A 23,296-nucleotide genomic window follows, 5' to 3' on the forward strand; every position below is an offset into this window, starting at 1 on the left:
GCGGGGTCGCCCGAGGGAGGTCGACCCCCCACACCCCCCGCCGCCGCTGCGCCGCGCATTCTGGTCGTGGAGGACGAACCCACGATCGCGCGCGCGGTGGCGGACCGGCTCACTGCGGAGGGGTTCGCGGTGGAGACCGCCGGTGATGGCCCGTCGGCGGTCGAGCGGGCCCGCTCGTACGAGCCGGATCTGATCGTGCTCGACGTGATGTTGCCGGGCTTCGACGGCCTGGAGGTCTGCCGCCGTGTTCAGGCCGAACGCAGCGTCCCGGTCCTGATGCTGACCGCCCGCGACGACGAGACCGACCTTCTCGTGGGCCTCGGTGTCGGCGCCGACGACTACATCACCAAGCCGTTCAGCATGCGGGAGCTGGTCGCCCGCGTCCGGACGGTGTTGCGGCGGTTCGAGCGGGCCGAGGCGCCCGCCGCCCCGGACGTCCTGCGCCTGGGCCCGCTGGAGATCGACCAGAGGGCGCGCCGCGTCCGGCGGGACGGCCATGAGGTACATCTGACGCCGACCGAATACGACCTGCTGGGATGCCTGGTCCGCAATCCGGGCACCGTGCTCACCCGCGCGCTGCTGCTGGAACAGGTGTGGGACTGGGCCGACGCGTCCGGCACCCGCGCCGTGGACAGCCACGTCAAGGCACTGCGCCGCAAGCTCGGCGCCGACCTGATCCGCACGGTGCACGGGGTCGGCTACTCGTTCGAGGTCCCGTCATGAGATTTCTTCACGGGTTGTGGGCGCGGCTGCCCCGTCCGCTCGACCCGCTGCGCTCGATCAAGGTCAAGTTCGGGGTCGTCACGGTGGTGACCGCCTGCACCGCCGTCCTGATCGTGCTCTGGGGGTACGCGCTGGGCTTCCGGGCCCGCCAGACCATGCCCGTCGGCGTCCTCATCTCCCTCGGGGTGGTGCAGCTGATCGCACACGGCATGACCGCGCCGCTACGCGAGATGACCACCGCCGCCCGGGCCATGGCCCGGGGCGATTACAGCCGCCGTGTCCGCGCCAGCTCCCGGGACGAGGTGGGCGAGCTCGCCCAGGCGTTCAACCGCATGGCCGCCGACCTGGCCGCCGTGGACCGCCAGCGCCGCGAGTTCGTGGCGAACGTGTCGCACGAGCTCCGCACCCCGATCAGCGCGCTCCGCGCCGTGCTGGAGAACGTCGCGGACGGCGTCACCCCGGCCACCCCGGAGGTCCTCGAATCCGCGGTCGAGCAGACCGAACGGCTCGGCCGCCTCGTCACCCAGCTGCTCGATCTCTCCCGTGTGGACGCCGGCGCCGACACCCTGGAACGCACCACCCTCGACGTGGCCGCGTTCGTCGCCGAGGCGACCGCCGCGTATCCGGACGCCCGCCTGGACATCGATGTCGCGCCAGGTCTGGCGGCCGTGGCCGACCGGGACCGCCTGCACCAGGTCCTGGCCAACCTGCTCGACAACGCCGTCCGCCACAGCCCTCCTGGCGGCACCGTCACGGTGACCGCGCGCCCGGCGCCGGACGGCGGGCTCAGCCTCGAGGTCTCCGACGAGGGCCCCGGAATCCCGCAGGCCGAACGTTCGCAGGTCTTCGAACGCTTCAACCGCGGAGCCGCGTCCGGCACCGGCGTGGGCACCCCCGGCGGCGGCACGGGGCTGGGCCTGGCCATCGCCCGCTGGGCCGTCGACCTGCACGGCGGGGACATCTTCGTCGTCGACAGCCCGAGCGGCTGCCGGATCCGCGTCCTCATCCCGCGGGCCGCAGCCTGCGATGGAAACTAGCGACGGAGGCTAGCGGCGGAAGCTGACGACCTCCGCCGTGTCGCCGACGGCCTCTCCGGTGGAGGGGATGATCTGCTCGCCGGGACGGTCGCCGAGCAGGGCCCGCGCGCGGAGGACGATCTCCAGGTCGAAGCGCAGGTCGGGGTCGAGAAGCTGGTCGCCGAAGAGCTCCTCCAGCTGGCGGAGCCGGTAGCGGACCGTCTGGGGGTGGACGTGGAGGCGCATGGCGACCTCGTTGGCGTTCCGGCCGGACTGGAGCCAGGCGAGGAGGGTCTCGGCGAGCCGGTCCTGCTGGCTCGAACGCAGGTGGGACAGGGGAGCCAGGCGCAGCCGCGCCAGCGACGTGATCAGCTCCTCGTCCTGGAAGAGGATCAGCGTGGACATGTGCTCGACGCTGCGGATCACGCCGGTGGTCGCCCCGATGACGCCGCGTTCGGCCAGGCCGAGGGTCTTGCGGGCCCATTCGATCGAACGTGCCGCCTCGTTCAGCGGCACGGTCGGCCCGACCACGGCCAGTGACCCGCTCAGGGCGCGGTCCACCAGCTTGGCGCGGCCCGGCCCGTCGGGATCGGGAATGATCAGGGCCGGCGTGCGGCGGCCGAGGTCGGAGAGGATGTCGGGCGGGAACGCCGTCGGCTGGCGGGTCTCCTGGCCGAGGGCGACGGCGGCGACCGTGCGCGGGATGGGCCAGTGCGCGGCCGCGGCGAGGTCGGCGATGGCCTCGGGCGCAGCGGGCGGGTCGGCGAACAGCAGGTCGAGCAGGCGCTTGCGCCGCCGCTGCATCTCACCGGCCACGGCGGCCTTGGCCTGCGCGTACCCCTCGCCGGCCGCGGCGGCCAGCTCGTCCTGGAACAACATCAGCGCCTCGCCGACGGCGCCCAGTGTCCGGGCGGGGACCTCCAGGGCGGCGGCGCCCTCGGCCATGCGGCGCCAGGCCACCATGCCGCCGACCCGCATCGCGGTCTGGACGGCGTCCAGGCTGCGGCCCTCCCCGGCCTCGCCACGGCCGATCGTCCGGAAGAAGTCGATCACCGAGGAGTCCGGCTCCTTCGGATCGGCGACCCGCTCGACGAAGTAGTGCAGGACGCGCTCGACGGCGAGACGGAGCGTGCTCGAATAGGGCCCCTCCCCGGGCCGGTCGTACTCGCGCACGCGCGTCTGGATCTCCTGGATCATGTCGTCCGCGACCTCGTCGAGGTGCGGCCGCATGTGGTCCGCCAGCTCACGAGGCAGGTCCGTCCAAGGTCTTCCGCTCACCTCGGCACCGTTGACCACGTGCGCCTCCCCACCGTTCGCTCCCCCGCGTACAGCGCCGGACACAAGGGGTAATTGATTACTTATGTGCACCGTGTGGTGGAAATCATGTCCCTTTGGTCACCCGGGCGCAAAGTCTAAGTCGAGCCGCGACCAGATTCGGCCGGACCGGAAGACAACACGCCACAGGGCTGGGCTCTGGCCCCTCTTTGCGGGTAATGCGACATTGGTAGAGGCAAGACGAACGACCAATGCGAAAGGTGGTCGGTTCCGGGCCACCGGTGCAGGAGGTCCCGAATGCCCGCGTCCCCGCAGTCTCCGAAGGCGCTTGCGGCGACCGGCCGCGCGATCGACGATCGGCTCGGCGGCGGCTCGTTCGCCCGCAAGGCCCTGCGCAAGGCCTTTCCGGACCACTGGAGCTTCCTGCTCGGCGAGATCGCGCTGTACTCGTTCGCGATCGTCCTGCTCACCGGGGTCTTCCTGACCTTCTTCTACAAGCCGAGCATGACCGAGGTCGTCTACGAGGGGTCGTACCAGCCGCTGCGCGGGGTGCGGATGAGCGAGGCGTACGCGTCGACGCTGCACATCACGTTCGACGTGCGGGGCGGGCTGCTGGTGAGGCAGATCCACCACTGGTCGACGATCCTGTTCATGGCGGCGATCGTCGTCCATCTGCTGCGCAACTTCTTCACCGGCGCGTTCCGCAAGCCCCGCGAGCTCAACTGGCTGATCGGGATCGTGCTGTTCATGCTCGTCATGGTGAACGGGCTGTTCGGCTACTCGCTGCCCGACGACCTGCTCTCCGGCACCGGCATCCGGATCCTGGAGGGCGTGATCCTGTCGATCCCGGTGGTCGGCTCGTACGCGCTGATGTTCCTGTTCGGCGGGGAGTTCCCGGGCGACCTGATCATCCCGCGACTGTACGTCATCCACATCCTGTTGATACCGGGGATCCTGCTCGCCCTCATCCCGCTGCACGCCGTGGTGCTGACCTGGCGCCAGACGCACACGCAGTTCCCGGGGAAGGGAAGCACCAACCGGACGGTCCAGGGCGGCCCGTTCTTCCCGGTGTTCATCGGCAAGACCACGGCGTTCTTCCTGTGGGTCCTCGGCGTGACGGTGCTGCTGGCGACGTTCTTCCAGATCAACCCGGTCTGGTTGTTCGGCCCGTACGACCCGGGCGCGATCAGCTCGGGCTCCCAGCCGGACTGGTACATGGGGTGGCTGGAGGGCTCGTTGCGGATCATGCCCTCGTGGGAGATCACCGCGTGGGGGCACACGCTGCCGATGAGCGTGATCGTGCCCGCCCTGGTCGTGCCGGGCGTCCTGTTCACCGGGCTGGCGGTCTACCCGTTCCTGGAACGCTGGGTGACCGGCGACCACGAGATCCACCACCTGCTCGACCGGCCGCGCGACGTGCCCGCCCGGACCGGGATCGGCGTCGCCGGCGTGATCTTCTACGGCGGGCTGTGGGCGGCCGGCGGCAACGACGTGATCGCGGAGCGGTTCGAGATCCCGCTGTTCTGGACGACGTGGTTCTTCCGCGGGCTGGTGATCCTCGGACCGGTGCTGGGCTACGTCATCGCGTACCGCATCTGCCTGGGCCTGCAGCGCCGCGACCGGGCCCTGGTGGAGCACGGACTGGAGACCGGCGTCATCCGGCAGCGGCCGAGCGGCGAGTACATCGAGGTCGAACGCACCCTGCCCGTCGAGGAGATCGGCGCGATCACCGATCCCCGGCCACGGCCCGCCCTGCCGATGGGACGGCCGGAACGCGAGGGCGTCGAAGCACCCGAGCTCCGGGGCCGGCTCGGCAAGGTCCGCGCGGCCCTCAACCGGCACTTCATGGCCGATCTCGCGGAGCCACCCACACCGCCGAACGGCCATGACGGCGAACATCCGGACGGTGAACGCGCTCCTGCGGAGCACAAAGCACTGGAGCCCTGACACATCGCTTTATACGCACCGGAGCCCCGACAAGGCTCAATCAGCTGTGCCGGGGCCTCCCGAATCCATCGGGAGGCCCCGGCACACCACGGGCGTAGGGGGTGGTTCAGCGGCGGTACAGGTGGAACTTCTCCTCGCCGATGCGCTCGCGCATCGCCGGGTCGTCCACGCCCTGGCCCTCGGCCGTCGCGCCGCAGAGAACGGCGACCTTGCCGATGTGCTGGTTGGTCTGCACCGCGCGGGTGGCCTCACCGGCCCCGTCGAGCGGGAAGACCGTCGACAGCGTCGGGTGGATCATTCCGAGGCCGATGAGCCGGTTGACCTCGACGGCCTCGTGGTAGTTGAAGCCGTGCGAGCCGATGATGCTCTTGAGGCGCATCCACAGGAAGCGGTTGTCGTACTCGTGCTTGTAGCCCGTGGACGAGCCGCACGTGACGACCTTGCCGCCGCGCTTGGCAACGTAGACCGAGGCGCCGAAGGTCTCACGGCCCAGGTACTCGAAGACGATGCCCGGGTCCTCGCCCACCAGCCCGCGGATGGCCTCACCGAGGACACGGCCGGCCTTGGGGTGCCGCAGGCCCTGCTCGCCGAGGTTCAGCTCGTTGCGGTTGATGACGTGGTCGCAGCCCTGCGCACGGACGATCTCGGCCTTCTCCTCGGAGGAGACGACCGCGACGGGGATGCCGCCGCCGTTCTTGACCAGCTGGGTGGCGTACGAGCCGAGGCCGCCGGTGGCGCCCCAGATCAGCACGACGTCGCCCTGCTTCATCCGGGCGCCGTGCGTGCCGACCAGCATGCGGTACGCGGTGGCCGCGCACAGCGTGTTGGACGCCGACTCCTCCCAGGTGAGGTGCTTGGGCTTGCGGATGAGCTGGTTGGCCTTGGCGATGCAGTACTCGCCCAGCGAGCCGAAGTTGGTCTCGAACCCCCAGGCCAGCTGGGTCTCGCTCATCATGCCGTCGTCGTAGGAACCGTGGTCCTCCTCGTCCACGTACGACGGCGAGAGGACGACGCGGTCGCCGACCTTCCAGCTCTTCACGCCGGCACCGGTGCGGACGATCACGCCCGAGCCGTCCGAGCCGAGGATGTGGTACGGGAGGTCGTGCCGCGCCCCGTACCAGCCCTGGCGGCCGAACTTCTCCAGGAACGCGAACGTCGGCACCGGTTCGAAGATCGCCGACCAGACCGTGTTGAAGTTGATCGCGGCCGACATGACCGCGACCACGACCTCGTCGGGGGCCAGCTCGGGCATGTCGACCTCGCCGACGTGCAGGGAGCGGCGCACGTCCTTGTCGGTCTGCCCTTCGAAGATGCCCACCTCGTTCTTCAAGGTGTAGGCGGCGCGGAAACGGGTGGGCAGTTCGCAGTCCAGCAGCTCCTTCTCGGACGCGCCGGACCGTACGGCTTCGAGCAGGGGGTCGGACATTGATCTCCTCCGTTGAGGCGGGGGTGGGGGAAGGAGCCCCGGTCAGGGCGCCGGAATGTCGGACACGGAGAGGCCGGCCTCGTACGCGCCCCCGGCCTCCGGTACGTCCTGTGACGCGCGCGCGTCGCGCACGCCGTTCACGCCGTTGAGCTCGGGCCGGGCACCGTTCACTCCGTTAGGGGCGTTGACCGCCTCGTTGCGGGGGTTGGTCGTCCCGTTCAGGAGTTCCTTCGTCCCGCTGCGGGAATCGTTCGTCCCGTTGCGGGCGTCGGCGGGCCGGTCCTCGTTCGCGGCGAGCTGTTCCTCCAGGTGGGCGGCCAGCGCCTCCACACCGGGCGGGTCGAGCAGATTCAGGTGGTGCGCTCCGGGGATCGTGACCTTTTCCAGGGCACCGCAGAGCTCACCGAAACCGTTCATCCCATCGAGCACGTACCGCGCGTCCCGGACGGCCCACGGAGTCTCCTCCGGGGCGTAGTAGAGGATCACACGGCCGTCGTACGGCTGTGGCTCGTAGGCCTCCAGCGATCGGGTGTCCTGGTGCGAGGTCAGCTGGTGGTGCAGCGCAGCCGGCGGGATCAGGTCGGCCAGAGCCGCAGCCCGCTCCATGACCAGCGCGAACTGCGCCTCCTCGGCCAGCCCGGACAGTTCCTCGTAGGTGAGGTCCACCTTCAGGTCGTAGGTCTCGTTGATGTAGTCGGTGAACGCGGCGAACCGGCGGGCCAGGGTGTCGGACTCGTCGTCGACCGGCAGCGGCAGCCCGGCGTCGAACAGCGCGACGAACTCCACCTCGCGGCCGGCCGCGGTGAGCTGCCGGGCGGTCTCGTACGCCAGCACGCCGCCGAACGACCAGCCGCCGAGCCGGAAGGCGCCCTCGGGCTGGGCCTCCAGCAGGTGCTCGACGTACCGTGCGGCCCGCTCCTCCACCGGGGGGGCGTCGTCGAACCGCTCCAGCCCGTACACCGGCTGGTCCGGCCCGAGCAGGTCGATCAGCTGCCGGTAGCAGGCCGTGGTGCCGCCCGCCGGATGCGCGATGAAGATCGGACGGCGGGTGCCCGCCGTCTTCAGCGGCCGCACGGTCTGCCGCGCGGCCTCCTCGTCGGCGGCGCGCAGGTATTCGGCGATGTGCTCGGCGGTCGGCGTGGCGAACAGCTCGCCTCGCGTGACTTCCCCGCCGAACTCGGCCGCGACCTGCGCGACGACCTCGTCGGCCTGGCGTTCGGTGCCGCTCAGGTCGGCGAAGAAGTCGGCGGTGACGCTGACCCGGTCGAGCCCGAGGACGTCCTCGATGATCCGCACGGCCAGGCGTTCGGCGGCGTCGCGGGCCATGACGTACCCGGCCTCGGCGTTGGAGACGGCGCTCGCACCCGCCGAGGGCGCGGGCGCGCCGGCGAGCCCGAGTTCCTCGGCCGCCCACTCCTCGAACACGTTGACGCTGGCGCCCTTGAGCAGGACCGCCGCCGGGACGGTGAGCCCGAGGTCGTGCTCGACGCCGCTCTTGATCCGGACCGCGACGAGCGAGTCCAGGCCGAGATCGGTGAGCGGGATCGACGGGTCGAGCCGTTCGGCGTCGAAGCCGAGGACGGTCGCGATGCGCCAGCGCACCTGCGCGGCGATGCGCTCGCGCGCGGCGGCGGGCTCGAGTTCCTTGACCGCGTCGATGCCCGGCCAGTCGCCCGCGTCCGCCGTGCCGTCACCGTCGGCGGCCGCGGCGGTGAGCGCCGCGAAGTACGGCATGTTCTTGATCTCGGGGAACAGGCCCACGGCGGCGGCCGGGTCGAACCGCAGGACACCGGTCGCGGCACGGCCGCCGGCCAGCAATGCCTCCAGCGCCTCGGCGCCCTCGTCCGGGGTGATGGGCTCGATCACGGTGACTTTGAGATCCGCGGCCCCGCCGACCTGCGACCAGGTACCCCAGTTGATCGTGGTGCCGGGGCGGCCGTGGGCGCGGCGGTAGGCGACGAGCGCGTCGATCGCGGCATTGGCGGCGGCGTACGCGGCCTGGCCGGGCGAACCGAGCAGGGCGGCGGCCGACGAGTGCGTCACGAACCAGTCGAGCTCGTCGAGGTCCCAGGTCGCCCGGCTGAGCAGCCGGGCGCCTTCGACCTTCGCCGTCCACACCCGGTGCAGGTCCTCACGGCCGAGGTCGACGATCAGGCGGTCGTCGATGGCGCCCGCGCCGTGCACGATGCCGTGCAGCTTCTTGCCGCCCTCCTGGGCGACCTGGATGAGCCGTTCGGCGATGCCTGGCGCGGCGATGTCGCCGAGGACGACACCGACGTCGACACCGCACTCCCGGAGCTTGGCGATGACCTTCTCGGCGTCGGCGTCCGGCCCGGACCGGCCGGAGAGCACGATCCGCCCGGCGCCGCGTTCGGCGAGCAGACGGGCGGTCACAAGACCGATGCCGCCATAGCCGCCGGTGACGATGTAGGCGCCGCCACGCCGCACGATCCGCCGCGCCTTGCGTCCCGTGCCGGTCCCGGTGTCGGTGTCGGTGTCGGTGGTCAGGGTGGCCTGGTCGAGACGCGCGACGTACCGGACGCCGCCGCGGTAGGCGACCTCGCGGGCGGTGTCATCGGCGAGGAGCTCTCCGACCAGGTCAGACGGGCGGTCGACGTCGACAAGGGTCGTACGGAGCACGGTCCGTTCGAAGCCCAGCACCCGGACGATCGCCCTGATGAAGCCCTGGGCGGGCTCGCCCGCCTCGCCCTCGCGCACGGGCAGGGCGTTGCGGGTGGCGATCCAGAGGCGCGTTCCGTCGGGGAGCGCGTTGGCGACGTCGGTGACCGCGAGGACGAGCTCCTCGTCCACGAGATCGGCGGAAGGGATCATGACCACGCCGGCCGGTGGCTCTTCCGCCTCCTCGGCGACCGGATCGGTGGCGAGAACGCGGCGGGCGACACGGTGCCCGCGCGCCTCCAGATCGGCTGCGACCGCCGCGGCGAGCGCGTCGTCGGCCTCGGCCAGCAGCAGCCAGTTGCCCTCATCACAGGTGGGCTCGGGGACGCCGGTTTCGTCCCAGACGAGCTCGACGAGCTTGTCCGCCAACGGAACGGGCAGGTCGGGACGTTCCACACGGCGCAGCACGACGCCGGTGACGTCCGCGAGCACCTCGCCGTCGGGGCCGACGAGCTGGAGCGCGCCGACCGTCTCCTCCTCGTCCCGGACGATCTCGGCGCGGACGTGCCCGCCCCGGTGCGTCGGCCCGTACACCCGCAGGCTGCCCACCGTCTCGGCCAGCCAGACCCCGTCGCCCGCCTCCGCGTACAGCACCGACAGGGCACGGTCCAGGACCTCGGGGTGGACGCGGTAGTGCCTGCTGCCGTGTTCGGCGGCCGCGACCTCGGTGGCGGCACCCGTCAGCGGCACGGCCGGGCCGAGGTGGTCGTCGCCGACATCGGCGCTGGCCAGCCGGACCCAGGTGCCGGCGGGTGTCAGCGCGTGGATCTCGACCCGCTGTTCCGCCTCGGTGAACGTCGTGGTGACGGTGGTCTGCTGGGCGAGCGCGAGCGGCCGCTCTATCCACAGGCTGTTGACGCGCACGGAATCGGTGCCGAGCGCCTGGGCTCCTGCGGCGAGGGCCATTTCGGCGAACGCGGCGACCGGCAGCGTGGCGAGGCCGTGGGTTCGCGTCCCTGCAAGCCACGGCTGGGCGGCGGTACCGACGTCGGCGCGCCAGGCATGCCGGTCTTCACCGGGCAGCTCGACGTGCGCGCCGAGCAGCGGGTGCTCGTCGCGGCCGCCCGTGCGCCGCGTGGACGTGTCGAACCAGTGGCGTTCGTGCCGCCACGGCGACGACGGCACGTCTATCACCGAGCCACCGGCCGGCGCACCGACCGGAAGGCCGTGGGCGGCGAGGAGCGCCAGCTGGGAGTGGAACGTCAGGACGTCGTCGGGCTCCTGGCCCTTCGGCGCACGCTTGAGCGTATGGGTGACCAGGGCCCCGGTGCCGTCCAGGGTCTCGCCGACCGCGTGGGCCAGGATCGGATGCGCGTTGAGCTCGATGAACGTGCGGAACCCGTCCTCGGACGCCGCCGCGACCGCGTCCGTGAGCCGGACGGGGTTGCGCAGGTTGCGGGCCCAGTAGCCGGCGTCGAGCCGGGCGCCCTCAGTGTCGGTCTCGGCGTTGATGAAGGTCCGGGGGTCGTCGAGGGCGGTCGTGTAGAGGCGGATGCCTTCGGCGAACGGGAGACCGCGCTCGGTCCCGACATCCGTGAGGAGCTCGCGCAGGTCGTCGAGCAGCGGGTCGACCTGGGGCGAATGGCCGGCGCCCTCGGCCTGGACCATGCGGGCGAGGCGGCCCTCGGCCTCGGCCCGCTCCACGATGGTGGCGATCTGGCCGGCGTCGCCGGTCACCACGGTCTGCCTGGGCGACGAGTGCACCGCCGCGTACACCTCGGGGAGGTCGTGGCCGAGACGGGCGACCTCCTCCGCGGACGCGCCGAGCACGGCCATCGCGCCGCCGCCGACGATCCGGGTGAGCAGGCGGGACCGGCGGCAGATCACCTTGACGGCGCCCTCAAGGGTGATCGCGCCGGCGACCACCGCCGCCGCGATCTCGCCCATCGAGTGGCCGATGACGGCACCCGGCGTGACGCCGTACGCCGTCCACATCCGGGCCAGCCCGATCTGGATCGCGAACAGCACGGGCATCGTCACGGCGACGTCGGCCGGTTTGTCGCCGGACTCGAGCAGCGTCCAGAGCTCGGGCCCGCCCTCCTCGGCGAAGAGCGTGTCGAGGTCGTCGATGGCCTCGGCGAACGCGGGCTCCTCCTCCAGGAGACGCTGCGCCATGCCGGCCCGCTGCGCCCCGTACCCGGAGAAGATCCACACCGGCCTGCCCGGCATTCCCAGGGCAGTGCCGGAGACGACGCCGGGGTGCGGGCGACCCTCGGCCAGCGCCGTGAGCCCGGCCAGAAGGCCGTCGCGGTCACGGGCCGACACCGCCGCGCGGGCACGGCCGCGGCCGTTCCGCCGGTACAGGGTCTGGGCGACGTCCGCCAGCGCGACGTCGTCGTTCGCCTCCAGCCATCCGGCCAGCACGGCGGCGTGGTCACGGATCCTGTCGTCGGCGGTGTCCGACAAGGTGAACGTGTGCAGGGAACCTGACCTGGGCTCCCGGGCCGGAGCGGCCGGGAACGGGGCGGCTTCGAGGATCACGTGCGCGTTCGTGCCGCCGAAGCCGAACCCCGAGACGCCGGCGCGCGGCGGGCGGCCCCGCTCGGGCCACTGCGTCTCCTCCGCGACCACCGCGAGCCTCAGCTCGTCGAACGGGATGTGCGGATTCGGCTCCTTGTAGTGATTGGAGGCCGGGATCGTGCCGTGGTGGAGGGCCAGCACGGTCTTGATGAGCCCGGCGATGCCCGCCGCGGACTCCATGTGACCGAGGTTGGACTTGACCGAGCCGAGGAGCAGCGGCGCGTCGGCGTCGCGGCCCACACCCAGGACCTCGCCGACCGCCTTGGCCTCGATGGGGTCGCCGAGGAACGTGCCCGTACCGTGCGCCTCGATGTAGTCGACGTCGCGGGTGTCGATGCCGGCCGCCGCGTACACGTCCCGGAGCAGCGCCCGCTGCGCGTCGGAGTTGGGCGCGACCAGCCCGTTGGAACGGCCATCGGAGTTGACGCCCGAACCCCTGACCACCGCCAGCACCCGGTCGCCGTCGCGGACGGCGTCGGACAGGCGCTTGAGGACGACGGCGCCGCAGCCCTCAGCGCGGACCATGCCGTCGGCGGAGGCGTCGAAGGCCTTGCAGTGGCCGTCCGGCGCCGTGCCGCCCGCCAGGTCGAACGTCATCGTGACGGTCGGCGACAGCAGGATGTTGACGCCGCCGGCGAGCGCGACATCGGCCTCGCCGTTGCGCAGCGCCTGGACGGCCAGATGCGTGGAGACCAGCGACGACGAGCACGCGGTGTCGACGATCATGCTGGGGCCGCGCAGGTCGAGCAGGTAGGACAGCCGGTTGGCGATGATGCTGAGCGCGGCGCCGGTGGCGGTGAACGGTTCGAGCGAGGCGAGGTCGGACGCGGTGAACGCGGCGTACTCCGGCGCCGAGACGCCGACGAACACGCCCGTACGGCTGCCGCGGAGCGCCGCGGGCCCGATGCCCGCGTGCTCGAACGCCTCCCACGCGACCTCCAGGACGAGGCGCTGCTGCGGGTCCATGACGGCGGCCTCGCGCGGGGTGATGCCGAAGAACTGCGCGTCGAAGCCGGCGATGTCGTCCAGGAAGCCGCCGAGGCGGGTGGTCTTGTCCAGCAGGTCGCCGACCTCGGGAGAGCCGTCGTCGAACGCGTCCCAGCGGCCCTCGGGCACCGTGCGGATCGAGTCGCCGCGTCCGGTGAGGAAACGCCAGTAGTCGCCGGGACCCTTGAGATCACGTTCGCCGCCGGGGAACCGGCAGCCGATGCCGATGACGGCGATGGGCTCGTCATCGCGCCGGACAGGGGCCGCCGCGACGGTCACCGGCTGGTCGTCACCGCCGAGCGCGACCGACAGCCGGTTGATCGTGGGGTGCTCCCAGACCAGCGTGGCCGGGAGCGCACGGCCGAGGATCTGCTCGAGCTCACCGGCGATGGCCACCGCGTCGCGGGACGCGAGACCGAACTCTTCGAGTGGGCGATCGGGGTCGACTTCGTCGGCGGGGATCCGGGAGCGACGCGCGATCTGATCGATCAGATAGCGACGAATCGAATCCTCACTGATCCGCGTCTCGTCCTGCGCGGCTCCGGAACGATCGGTCGTTTGCATACGTGCGGTTCCCCCAACTGAACCTGGGATCGTTCGAAGCGAGGGGGCCCACTTTGTCCTACGGTGACCGTCTCACGATGCGCATCCAGACCACTTTTCTCACTGGTGACTTGTCACGGCGATGACAAGACTCACTGGTAACCAATGTGGCCTGATGGGATAGTTGGGACCTCTCGACCAACAGGCGGGTCAGGGTGACCACGTGCCAACGAATTGTAACTATATTCACTCACGCATATGGGGGGAAGCGGCGATTGGCGCACGCCGCGTGACGCATTGACCCGGGGCCGGTACAGATGGGCGCTGGCGGTCGTGGCCGTCAGCGCATTCATGATCACCATGGACAACACGGTGGTCGCGAACGCGCTGCCCACCATGATGCGCGACCTGGGCATGTCCAATTCCGCCAAGGACTGGGTCGCCACCGGCTACATCCTGATGTTCTCCTGCCTGATGATCGCGGGCGGGCGCCTCACCGACGTCTACGGCTGCCGCCTCACGTTCACCGCGGGCATGGCCGTCTTCACCGCGTCCTCCGCGGTCTGCGGCCTCGCAGGCGACGAGGCGATCCTGATCCTGGGGCGCATCGTCCAGGGCGCCGGCGCCGCGCTCGCCCTGCCCGCGACCCTGGTCATGGTCACGGTCGGCCGTACGGACAAGCAACGCTCGATCGGCACGATCGTCTGGGTGGGCGCGGCCTCCGGGGCCACCGCCCTGGGCCCGGCCATCGGCGGCTTCATCGTCCAGCAGTGGCACTGGGGCTGGATCTTCCTGATCAACATCGTCCCCGGCATCCTGGTCATCCTCCTGGGCCTTGTCGTCCTGACCTCCAAGGGTGAGAACAAGAACGCCCGCGTCGACCTGCCGGGCGTCCTGATCTCCGCCACCATGCTCTTCGCACTCGCGTACGGCTTGGAGACCGGACGCAAGCACGGCTGGACCGACCCCTCGGTCCTGAGCGTCTTCGCCCTGGCGGCCATCGCCCTGACCTGCTTCATCGTCGTCGAGACCTGGGCACCCGACCCGATGATGAACCTGCGGTTCTTCCGCAACCGGGTCTTCGTCGGCGGCCTGCTCTCCCAGATGCTCTGGGGCATCGGCTTCAACGGCATGATCTTCTACTCGGCCACGTTCCTCCAGCGCTACCTGGACTTCTCGCCGCCCCAGGCAGGCCTGGTCATGATGCCCCCGGCCATCGCCATCATGGTCCTGACCCCGCTCGGCTTCTGGCTCGCCGCCAAGCTCGGCCCCCGCCCGATCATCGGCGGCGGCATGGCCGCGATGGCCGCCGGCATGGTCATGTTCTCCGCCCTCCACCGCGGCGACGGCTTCGCCGACCTCATGCCCGGCGTGATGATCGTCGGCATCGGCGCCGCCCTCTGCATGCCCCTGGCCATGTACGTCCTCAAGGCCGTCCCCGAAGACCAGGCCGGCGTCGCCAGCGGCATCCTCAACGTCATCCGCGAGGTCTCCGGCGCCTTCGGCATCGCCATCGTCGGCCTCCTCATCCACGAGGTCCCCCCGGAGAACGCCGCCCCCCAAAGCCTCGAAGCCTTCCGCGACGGCACCTCCAAAGGCCTGATCCTGGGCGCCACCCTGGTCCTGGTAGGCGGCCTGATCAGCGGCCTCACCCTCCCCAGCAAACGCGGCTGGCTGGGCCCCAAACACGGCAAGCAATCCCACCGAATCCCCTACCCGGACACACTGCCATCCCCTCGAGCCACCACCCCAGACCCCATCCCCACCCTCCGCGCCAACGACCAGGAAGCCCTGCTCCCAGTAACCCCCCTCCCCGCCCCGCCCATGGCACTCCCACAACTGGCCCGTGCAACAGAACCAACGCGAGCCACACCAGACCCGGAAACGCAGCCCGAGCCAACGTCGCGAGCCGAGGCCGCACCACCAGGCAAACCAAACCCGTGGGACAAGCCAGAACTCCAAGACGAGCCAGCATCTCAAGCTGAGCCGGAACCGCAGATAGAGGCAGCCTGGCAGGCCGAGGCGCCGCCAGCCGCCCCAGCGCTGGAACCGCAGGCCAACCAGGCTGAGCCGGTGCTGAAAGCCGAGCTGACACCGAGCGCCGAGCCGGTGCGAGCCGAGCCAGCACTGCAAGACGAGCCTGGGCCACAGGCCGAGCCGACATGGCGAACCGAGGCAGCGTGGTGGGCGGAGGCACTGCCAGCCACGCCCAAGCCTCAAAGTGATCTGGAGCCGCTGGTCAAGCCAGCACCGGGACCCGTGCCAGACCTGGAAACACAGCGCGAGCCAACACCGCACACACAGCCGGAACCGCAGGCCGCACGAGCGCTGAAGAACGAGCCAACGGCGCGAGCCGAGGCCGCACCACCCGACAAACCAAACCCGTGGGACGAGCCAGAACTCCAAGACGAGCCAGCATCTCAAGCTGAGCCGGAACCGCAGATAGAGGCAGCCTGGCAGGCCGAGGCGCCGCCAGCCGCCCCAGCGCTGGAACCGCAGGCCGACCGGGCTGAGCCGGTGCTGAAAGCCGAGCTGACACCGAGCGCCGAGCCGGTGCGAGCCGAGCCAGCACTGCAAGTCGAGCCGGCACGGAGACCCGAGGCCGTGCCAGAGCCAGCGCTGCACGCAGAACCGGAGCCGCAGATTGAGCCAGTCGGGCAGACCGAGCCGGTGCTACAAGCCGAGATTGAGCCGGTGCCGCAGACTGAGCTGACGTGGCTGGCTGAGTCGGCATCGGGAGTCGAGCCGGAGGCCGAGCCAGTCCAGCGAGCCGAGCCGACGCTGCAGGCTGAGCCAGTATGGCGAGCGAAGGCAGACCCCTCGGCTGAGACAAAGCCGTCGGCCGGGCCTGGGGCGTGGGGGGTCTCTGCGGTGGTGCCTCGCTATCCGGCTAAGCCGCGGTACCCGGTACGGCATGCCGGGGACACGTGGCCGCCGCCTCCGCCGGAGGGGTGGTACCAGCCGTATGTGCCGGGCGACGCGGTCGAGCCTGAGGATGAGGAACGGTCTCGGGGGGACGCCTGGTGACGTCGTTGGGAGGGGCATCGTGCGCCGTATTGTGATCTTCGCTGCCGGGTCGCGGGGGGACATCCAGCCGTGTCTGGCGCTCGGGCAGGCCTTGACCGTTCGCGGCGACCATGTGCGGCTGGTCGCAAGCAACCGGTATGCGCGGCTCGCGTTCTCCGCTGGGCTGGAGCTCGCGCCGCTGACCGCTGATCCGGCAGAGATCCTCGAATCGGATGCCGGTCAGGAACTGCTCGCGGGGGGACGTAACCCGGTGAAGTTCCTCGGGGGGTTCCGGCGGATTCTGGGGCCGATGGCCGAACGGCTGCTTTCGGAATGCCTGGATGCCTGTAAGGGCGCGGATCTGATTCTGGGGCCGACCCTGGGGTTTCTTCCCCAGCATATCGGTGAGCATCTCGACGTTCCGTGGGCGTTCATCCACTTCCAGCCGAGCCAGCCGACACGGGCCTTTCCGCATCCGTTCGTACCGCAGGCGAGATTGCTCGGCGGATGGGCGAACAAGGCCAGTTTCCTGGCCGTTGACCAGATCGCGTGGCAGTTGTCGCGGCCGTTCATCAATCCATGGCGCCGCAATGATCTGCGCCTGTCGCCACTTTCGCTACGCGGCCCCATGCACAAGGTGCGTAATGAACGCAGGCCCGTGCTGGCTTGTTTCAGTCCTGCCGTTGTTCAGAGGCCGGCTGATTGGCCTTCGTACGTTCATGTGACCGGTTATTGGTTCCTTGAGGAGCCTGAATGGCGGCCGCCGAGTGAGCTGGCGGACTTCCTCGCGTCCGGTCCACCGCCCGTCTATGTGGGCTTCGGCAGCATGGTGCCGAAGGACGCCGAGATGACCGGCAGGATCGTCCGGACCGCGCTTCGCCTGACCGGGGTCCGCGGCATCGTCCAAGGCGACCCGGCCACGTCGGACGACGACATCCTCGCGGTTGAGGACGTGCCCCATTCGTGGCTGTTCCCCCAGATGGCGGCGGTCGTTCACCACGGAGGCGCGGGCACGACGGCGGCGGGGCTGCGGGCCGGTGTCCCGACGGTCGTCACCCCGTTCTTCGGCGACCAGCCGTTCTGGGGAGAACGCGTCGCGGCGCTGGGCGCGGGCCCAGCGCCGGTGCCCTTCTCCTCGCTCACCGTCCCCCGGCTGGCCGCCGCGATCCGGGGCGCTCTTTCCCAGGACATCGCCTCCCGGGCCACTGAGCTGGGCCTCCGCATCAGGGCCGAGAGCGGTGTCGCCAAGGCGTGCGCCCTGCTGGACTCCCTCTAGGGTTACCGGCGCTTGGCGCCGAGGGCCTTCATCATCAGCGGCCAGGCGGTGTGCATCTCGCGCTTCCAGTACGGCCAGCTGTGCCGGCCGTTGCCGTAGATGTGCGAGGTGATGGGCACGCGGAGCTGCCTGGCGCGCTGGACGAACTCCTTGGCCGTCGGGCCGATCGCCCGCTCGCTCATCAGGCCGATGTCCCAGGGAGCCATGTTGGGGTTGTCGAACGGACCGGGCTTCCCGGTGGTCCCGGCCGACACGTAGAAGCGGGTCGAGCGCATGCGCGGCAGCAGCTTGATCGGGTCATGCGCGTCCCAGTTGGCCTGGTCGAGCATCGGGCGGCCCCAGATGCGGTACGGGTCCACGCCGTTGCCGCTGTTGGTGTACATCAGCAGCGCGGGGATGCCCGGTGAGCTCATGGAGAGGACCCCGCTGAAGCACGCCGCGTAGCGGAACATGCCGGGAGCCCTGCCGGGGTAGGTGCACGCGCCCTGAGCTCCGGAGGAGATGCCCATCGTGGCCCGCGAACCACCCGCGTGGTAGTTGCGTTCGACCAGCTGGCGCACCTCGCGAAGGTGGAAGTCCTCCCACTTCGGACGGCCGCCCTTGCCGTAGTTGTACCAGTTGGTGTACGAGCCGTTCGCACCCTCGGGCATGACGACCATGACGCCCCACTTGCGGGCCAGCTTCTGGATGTCGGTGCTCCGGGTCCATGACTTCCAGTTGTCACGGCCGCCGTGGTAGGCGTAGACGACCGGCCAGCTCTGCCGGGACTTGAACTTCCAGCCCTTGGGGAGCAGCACGCGAACGTTCTGCTTGCCTCCAAGTGACGGCGACTGCACCGTGAAGTCGAACGCGGTCTTGCCCTTGTTCAGCCACTTGTACGTGGTGATGCGGGCACCGCTGTCCGCCTTCCGGAAGGCGGCGGCCTCTGCGGGAGCGGCCACGCCCAGGGGGAGCACGGTCGCACCGACGACGGCGGCCGCGGACACGGCCATCGTCTTCCGGACGCCGCGGCGACGTGACTCAGTAGGCATCGTTGTCCTCCACTGTCCTCCAGCGCCACCCCGAACCACTTGGATTGGGAACTATCTCACGTTTGGTGCGAGTGGTGCGGGTGGGTCTTGGTTGTGGCTGCCCGTTCGCCCACGGAGTCCAGGGAGTCTGCGGATCGGTGGCGGAGGGCGGCATGGACGGGTCCACCGAGGTCGGCGGATAGGTCGGGTCTCCCGGCGCGCTGCCGGGCCCCTCAGAGCTTGATGAGAATTGTTGTGAGACCGTGTTCGGCGGGGCCGCGCTTTGGAACGTGATGTTCGGTAGTGCGGCCTCTTGGTAGTCCGCGAACGCGGGTGAAGCGGATGCTCCGTTTGAACGCGGCGGCGGGAGCGGAGTCGGTGCAGGCGCAGCAGCCGGAGCTGGAGCCGGGGCGGGCTGTTCCCAGCGCATCGCGTACGGGTACGGCTGCTCGTCGGGGAGACGTGGCGGCGCGACGTTGGCTGCGACACCGGGCAGATCGTCGCGTTCGCGAAGGTCCATCTTCGCGTGCAGGCCGGCCAGCGCGGGAGGCAGCCACCAGTTGGCCCCGCCCATGAAGCGCATCGTGGCCGGAACGAGCAGCGACCGCACCAGCGCGGCGTCCACGACCACCGCCACGAACATGCCGACGCCGATCAGCTTCACGACCGTGAGGCCCGCCATGCTGAACGCGCCGATCACGATGAGGAAGAGCAGGGCGGCGCTGGTGATGATCCCGCCCGTCTGCTGCATGCCGACCGCGACCGCGGCGCGGTTGTCGTGCGTCTTGTCCCACTCCTCGCGGATCCGGCTGAGCAGGAAGACCTCGTAGTCCATCGACAGGCCGAACACGACCGCCAGGATGAGGATCATGCTGGTGGCCTCGACGCTGCCGGTGGGGGTGAAGTCCAGCAGCCCGGCGAGATGCCCGTACTGGAAACCCCACACGATCACACCGAACGAGGCGCCGATGGACAGCACGTTCATGACGATCGCCTTCAGCGGCAGCACGACCGAGCCGAAGAACATGAACAGCAGCAGGAACGTGGTGAGGCAGACGAGCGCCGCCATCTTCGGCAGGCTCCGCATCAGGGCGTCCATGAGGTCCATCTGCGCGGCGGTGCTCCCGCCGACGTCGATGTGCATGGGGAAGCCGTTCTTGGTCAGGCTCATCGCGCGGATCCCCGTGACGAGGTCCAGCGCCCGCTGGTCCAGCGGTTCGTACTTGTGCGTGATGGAGATCCGCACGCCGCCGTACGAGCCGGAGTAGCCGGTGAACTTGGCCTGCGTCACGCCCGGCATCTCGCTGAGCCGCGTGCGGAACTCCTCCAGGTAGGGCGGGATGTTGTCGCCGCTGCGCACCGGCTTCCAGTCGCGCGGGATGAGGTCACCGGACACGACGACGTCGATCGGCTCGGCGGACCCGTTCGGGAACTCCTCCTTGACGAGCTCGACGACGGCGCGGGTCGGGCTCTCCTTCGGCAGCACGCGCGCGTCCACGCTGCCGAACTGAACGTTCAGGAACGGCCCGAACAGGACGCCGAGGATGACCAGGGTCACCGCGAAGTAGGGCAACGGGCGCTTCATGACGCTGTGCCCGAGGCGGTACCAGAACCCGCTGTCGGGATCACGCCGGGCGCGCTTGGAGGTGTGGCGGCGCCAGGGCATCCGCCCGGCCTCCACGCGCGTGCCCAGAAGCGCCAGCATGGTCGGGAGCAACACCACCGCGCCGAAGACCGCGACGAGAACGGTCGCGATGCCCGCCAGGCCGATCGTCCGCAGGAACATCTGCGGGAAGACCAGCAGGCCGCCCAGCGCAGCCGACACGGTGATGCCGGAGACGGCGATCGTCCGGCCGGCGGTGGCCATGGTGCGGGCCAGCGCCGCCTGCTGCACGGGTCGCAGCGCTCTGCGGTACGCCTTCTTCTCCGCCCTGCGCTGCCGCCGGTCGGGTGCCCGTTTCCAGGGCTTCCCGGGTTCGATGCCACCGGCTCGCATGCCGCGTTCCAGTTCCTCCCGGAAGCGGCTCACGATGAACAGCGAATAGTCGATCGCGAGGCCGACGCCCATCATCGTGACGACTTCGAGCGCCATGGACGTCACGTCCGTGACGTACGTGACGACGTGCAGCACGGCGAGGCCGCCCACGATCGAGAACAGCGCGACGATCAGCGGCAGTACCGAGGCGGTGAGCGCGCCGAACACCACGACGAGCAGGATCAGCAGGATGGGCATCGAGATGATCTCGGCCTTGACGATGTCGCTGACGACCTGCTCACCGAACTCGATGTTGAGCGGTACCGCGCCGCCGAGCTGCGTCGTCAGGCCGGGCGCCTGGAGCCGGTCCTTGATCTCCTCGTAGTGGAGGCCCTTCTCCGCGTCGGTCCCGGCCAGCTTCAACGCGACGAAGGTGCGCCGTTTGTCGTGCGAGGCGAACGGGGCCGCGTCCTCGGCGTCGAACGACCAGTACGAGATGATCTCGGCGACCCGGTCCTTCGGCAGCCGCGACACGGTGGTGACGACGCTGGCCATGTAGCGCGGGTCGTCCACCGTCGTGGTGTCGCTGCTGTAGACCACCAGGACGTCGGGGTTGGTGCTGCCGAAGTACGTGGCGCCGAGCTTGGCGACGAGCGTGGAGGAGGCCTTGGGGTCTTCGAAGCCGCCCTGCTTGAACTTGGCGAAGACGCCGAGGCCCCAGCCGCCCGCCAGGACCGTCATGATCAGGATCAGGACGAGACTGGTCCAGCGTCGTCGATGAATGAGACGCCCCAGCCCGGCGAGCATGATCCTCCTGTGGTCCTCGACCTTGTGGTCCGGCGCCGGACGCGCCCGGCCCCGTTTAACTCTGCTTGGCTTACCTCTGCTTGGCTTACCTCTGCCGCTGCATGTCCACCGCTGATACCCCTACTTGCGTCCTGCCAGCCGGGCCGCCGTGGTCGGCAGTTCTCCGGCCTCGAACCGCTGGCGGGTCGCCGACCGGGCGATCTTCCCACTGGAGGTACGGGCGACCGCACCCGGTTCGACCATCAGGAACTCGTGCACGCTCATCTCGTGCTCGACGTTGATGGCACCGCGGACCGCGCTCTCGACCTCGGCCAGGTCGAGGCGGGCCAGCGGCACCCGCCGGTTGCGCTCGGCGACCACGACGAGCAGCTCGGTCTCCTCACCCTGGACGGCGAACGCGGCCACGTGGTCGGGGCGGACGGCCGGGTGCGCCTCCTGCGTGGTGACCTCGATGTCCTGCGGGTAGTGGTTGCGCCCGTCGACGATGATCAGGTCCTTGATACGGCCGGTGACGTACAGCTCGCCCTCGTGGATCACGCCGTAGTCACCGGTCTTCATCCACGGACCGGCGGGCAGCTCGCCCGGCTCGGCCAGCTCGCCGCCGAACGTGTCCTGGCTGCGCTCGGAGTTGCGCCAGTAACCGGGGGCCGTGTTGGGGCCGTGCACCCAGATCTCGCCGACCCTGCCATCGGGCTGCTCAATCCGCGTCTCGGGGTCGACGATCGCCACCAGCTGCCCGACCGCACGGCCGCACGAGACCAGCGTGCTGATCCCGTCAGCACCGCCCGTGCCCGCGTCCGCGCCGCCGCCCGCGTCCGCGCCGCCATCCGGGTCCGCACCGCCATCCACGTCATCGCGCAGGCGCAGCTCGCCCTGGGTCAGCGCGACCCGGTCCACCTTGATCACCTTCGGTGGCTCGTCGTCTCCGTGGGCGGTGACGAAGACGGTGGCCTCCGCCAGCCCGTAGCCGGGCACCTGCGCGCCCGGACGCAGCCCGGCAGGCGCGAAGGTCTCGGCGAACGTCCTCAACGTCGAGGTGCGGATCGGCTCGGCACCGTTCAGGCAGGCCGTCAGCCCGGTCAGGTCCAGCTTGGCGATCTTCTCCGGAGTCGCCATGGACGCGACGTACTCGTAGGCGAAGTTGGGTCCGGCCGTGTAGACGTTCTTGTTGGGGCGCTCGGCGATCAGCTCCAGCCAGCGCATCGGGTTCATGATGAACGACACCGGGTCGGTGTAGATCGCGTGGTCGCCGCTCACCAGCGGCATCGCCATCGTCGCGATGAGGCCCATGTCATGGAAGAGCGGCAGCCAGCTGACCAGCTCGGGGTTGGGCTTCTCCGGAGCCCACCCGGCCCACAGCTGCGCCGCGTTCGCCGTCACGTTGCCGTGCGTGATCTCGACGCCGGCGGGACGGCGGGTGGAGCCCGAGGTGTACTGGAGGTACGCGAGGTCGTCGAAACCGATCGGCTCGTTCTGCCAGAGATCGGCGAGCCCCGGGTCGACCTCCTCCGCGAAGATGATCTCCCTGGGCCGCGGCACGTCCTGGTCGGCCAGGAACTTCTCCACGTGCGGCAGCGCGTTCCGCGACGTGACGATGACGGCCGGTTCGGAGTCCCGGTAGGCCCCGATCAGCCGGTCCGCGTGCCCGGGCAGGTCCGGCGAGAAGAGCGGCACCGCGACGACGTGCGAGTAGAGCGCGCCGAGCATCGTCATCATGTATTCGAGGGTCTGCGGCAGCAGCAGCGCGGCCCGTTCACCCGGCTCGGCGGACTGCCGCAGCCGCGCCGCCATCGCCCGCGCCCGCCGGTGCGCCTCCGCCCAGCTCAGCGTGATCTTGGACCCCGCCGGGTCGACGGAGTAGTCGACGAAAGTGAAGGCCGGCGCCTCCGGCTTCTCCGCCGCCCACTTGGCGACGCGCTCGATCAGCGGCGTACGGCCGGTGCCTCCGGGCCCGAGTTCGGGGAGCAGAGAGCCCAATGCCATAGATCCATCTCCCGGTGGAAGGGGCCTCACGACGCCGGCGTGGGGGTTGGGCGCGGTCGGCGGACGTGAGCACGATGGCCGGACGGCGGACGGCGCCCCCCGGCACACGGAATGATCGTGCAG

At 70.3% G+C, this 23,296-nt stretch carries 11 protein-coding genes; 5 read left to right on the plus strand and 6 right to left on the minus strand.

Going from position 1 to position 23,296, the window contains the following annotated elements; genetic code table 11:
- Positions 1 to 66 precede the first annotated feature (66 nt).
- Together F8566_RS08515 and F8566_RS08520 are read left to right on the plus strand one after the other, a co-directional pair.
- Complete coding sequence (locus F8566_RS08515) at positions 67 to 723, plus strand: response regulator transcription factor (RefSeq protein WP_225992965.1); 657 nt, start codon at positions 67 to 69, stop codon at positions 721 to 723.
- The gene (locus F8566_RS08520; RefSeq protein WP_151559381.1) at positions 720 to 1,760 is read left to right on the plus strand and encodes a HAMP domain-containing sensor histidine kinase; all 1,041 of its coding nucleotides are present in this window, start codon (positions 720 to 722) and stop codon (positions 1,758 to 1,760) included. Before F8566_RS08515 ends, F8566_RS08520 begins: the two co-directional genes overlap by 4 nt.
- A 9-nt stretch (positions 1,761 to 1,769) precedes the next feature.
- On the opposite strand, the gene F8566_RS08525 is transcribed toward F8566_RS08520, so the two are convergent.
- Entirely contained in the window at positions 1,770 to 2,969 is a 1,200-nt protein-coding gene (locus F8566_RS08525) for a helix-turn-helix domain-containing protein (protein WP_151559527.1), read from the minus strand.
- A gap of 342 nt (positions 2,970 to 3,311) precedes the next feature.
- Between F8566_RS08525 and qcrB the strand changes: the two genes are divergently transcribed.
- Positions 3,312 to 4,961: a cytochrome bc1 complex cytochrome b subunit gene (gene qcrB / locus F8566_RS08530; protein WP_151559382.1), complete on the plus strand. Its 1,650-nt coding sequence runs from the start codon at positions 3,312 to 3,314 to the stop codon at positions 4,959 to 4,961.
- Between the two features lie 106 nt (positions 4,962 to 5,067).
- Here the strand turns inward: qcrB and ccrA are convergent, their stop codons facing one another.
- Complete coding sequence (ccrA, locus tag F8566_RS08535; RefSeq protein ID WP_151559383.1) at positions 5,068 to 6,387, minus strand: crotonyl-CoA carboxylase/reductase; 1,320 nt, start codon at positions 6,385 to 6,387, stop codon at positions 5,068 to 5,070.
- A 42-nt stretch (positions 6,388 to 6,429) separates the two neighbouring features.
- Positions 6,430 to 13,137 (minus strand): type I polyketide synthase, encoded by a 6,708-nt coding sequence (locus F8566_RS08540; RefSeq protein WP_151559384.1) that lies wholly within the window; start codon positions 13,135 to 13,137, stop codon positions 6,430 to 6,432.
- A 312-nt stretch (positions 13,138 to 13,449) separates the two neighbouring features.
- Between F8566_RS08540 and F8566_RS08545 the strand changes: the two genes are divergently transcribed.
- Positions 13,450 to 16,143: an MFS transporter gene (locus F8566_RS08545; RefSeq protein ID WP_264159291.1), complete on the plus strand. Its 2,694-nt coding sequence runs from the start codon at positions 13,450 to 13,452 to the stop codon at positions 16,141 to 16,143.
- 19 nt (positions 16,144 to 16,162) lie between these two features.
- Positions 16,163 to 17,398 (plus strand): glycosyltransferase, encoded by a 1,236-nt coding sequence (locus tag F8566_RS08550; RefSeq protein WP_225992967.1) that lies wholly within the window; start codon positions 16,163 to 16,165, stop codon positions 17,396 to 17,398.
- Positions 17,399 to 17,400: 2 nt separating this feature from the next.
- Here the strand turns inward: F8566_RS08550 and F8566_RS08555 are convergent, their stop codons facing one another.
- From F8566_RS08555 to F8566_RS08565, 3 genes are all read right to left on the minus strand, one after another.
- The gene (locus F8566_RS08555) at positions 17,401 to 18,429 is read right to left on the minus strand and encodes an alpha/beta hydrolase (protein WP_151559386.1); all 1,029 of its coding nucleotides are present in this window, start codon (positions 18,427 to 18,429) and stop codon (positions 17,401 to 17,403) included.
- Complete coding sequence (locus F8566_RS08560) at positions 18,419 to 21,190, minus strand: MMPL family transporter (RefSeq protein ID WP_151559387.1); 2,772 nt, start codon at positions 21,188 to 21,190, stop codon at positions 18,419 to 18,421. Before F8566_RS08560 ends, F8566_RS08555 begins: the two co-directional genes overlap by 11 nt.
- A 120-nt stretch (positions 21,191 to 21,310) precedes the next feature.
- Positions 21,311 to 23,173 (minus strand): fatty acyl-AMP ligase, encoded by a 1,863-nt coding sequence (locus F8566_RS08565; RefSeq protein ID WP_151559388.1) that lies wholly within the window; start codon positions 23,171 to 23,173, stop codon positions 21,311 to 21,313.
- Positions 23,174 to 23,296 lie beyond the last annotated feature (123 nt).

Origin of the sequence: Actinomadura rudentiformis, from assembly GCF_008923185.1 — a bacterium.
GTDB classification, from domain to species: domain Bacteria; phylum Actinomycetota; class Actinomycetes; order Streptosporangiales; family Streptosporangiaceae; genus Spirillospora; species Spirillospora rudentiformis.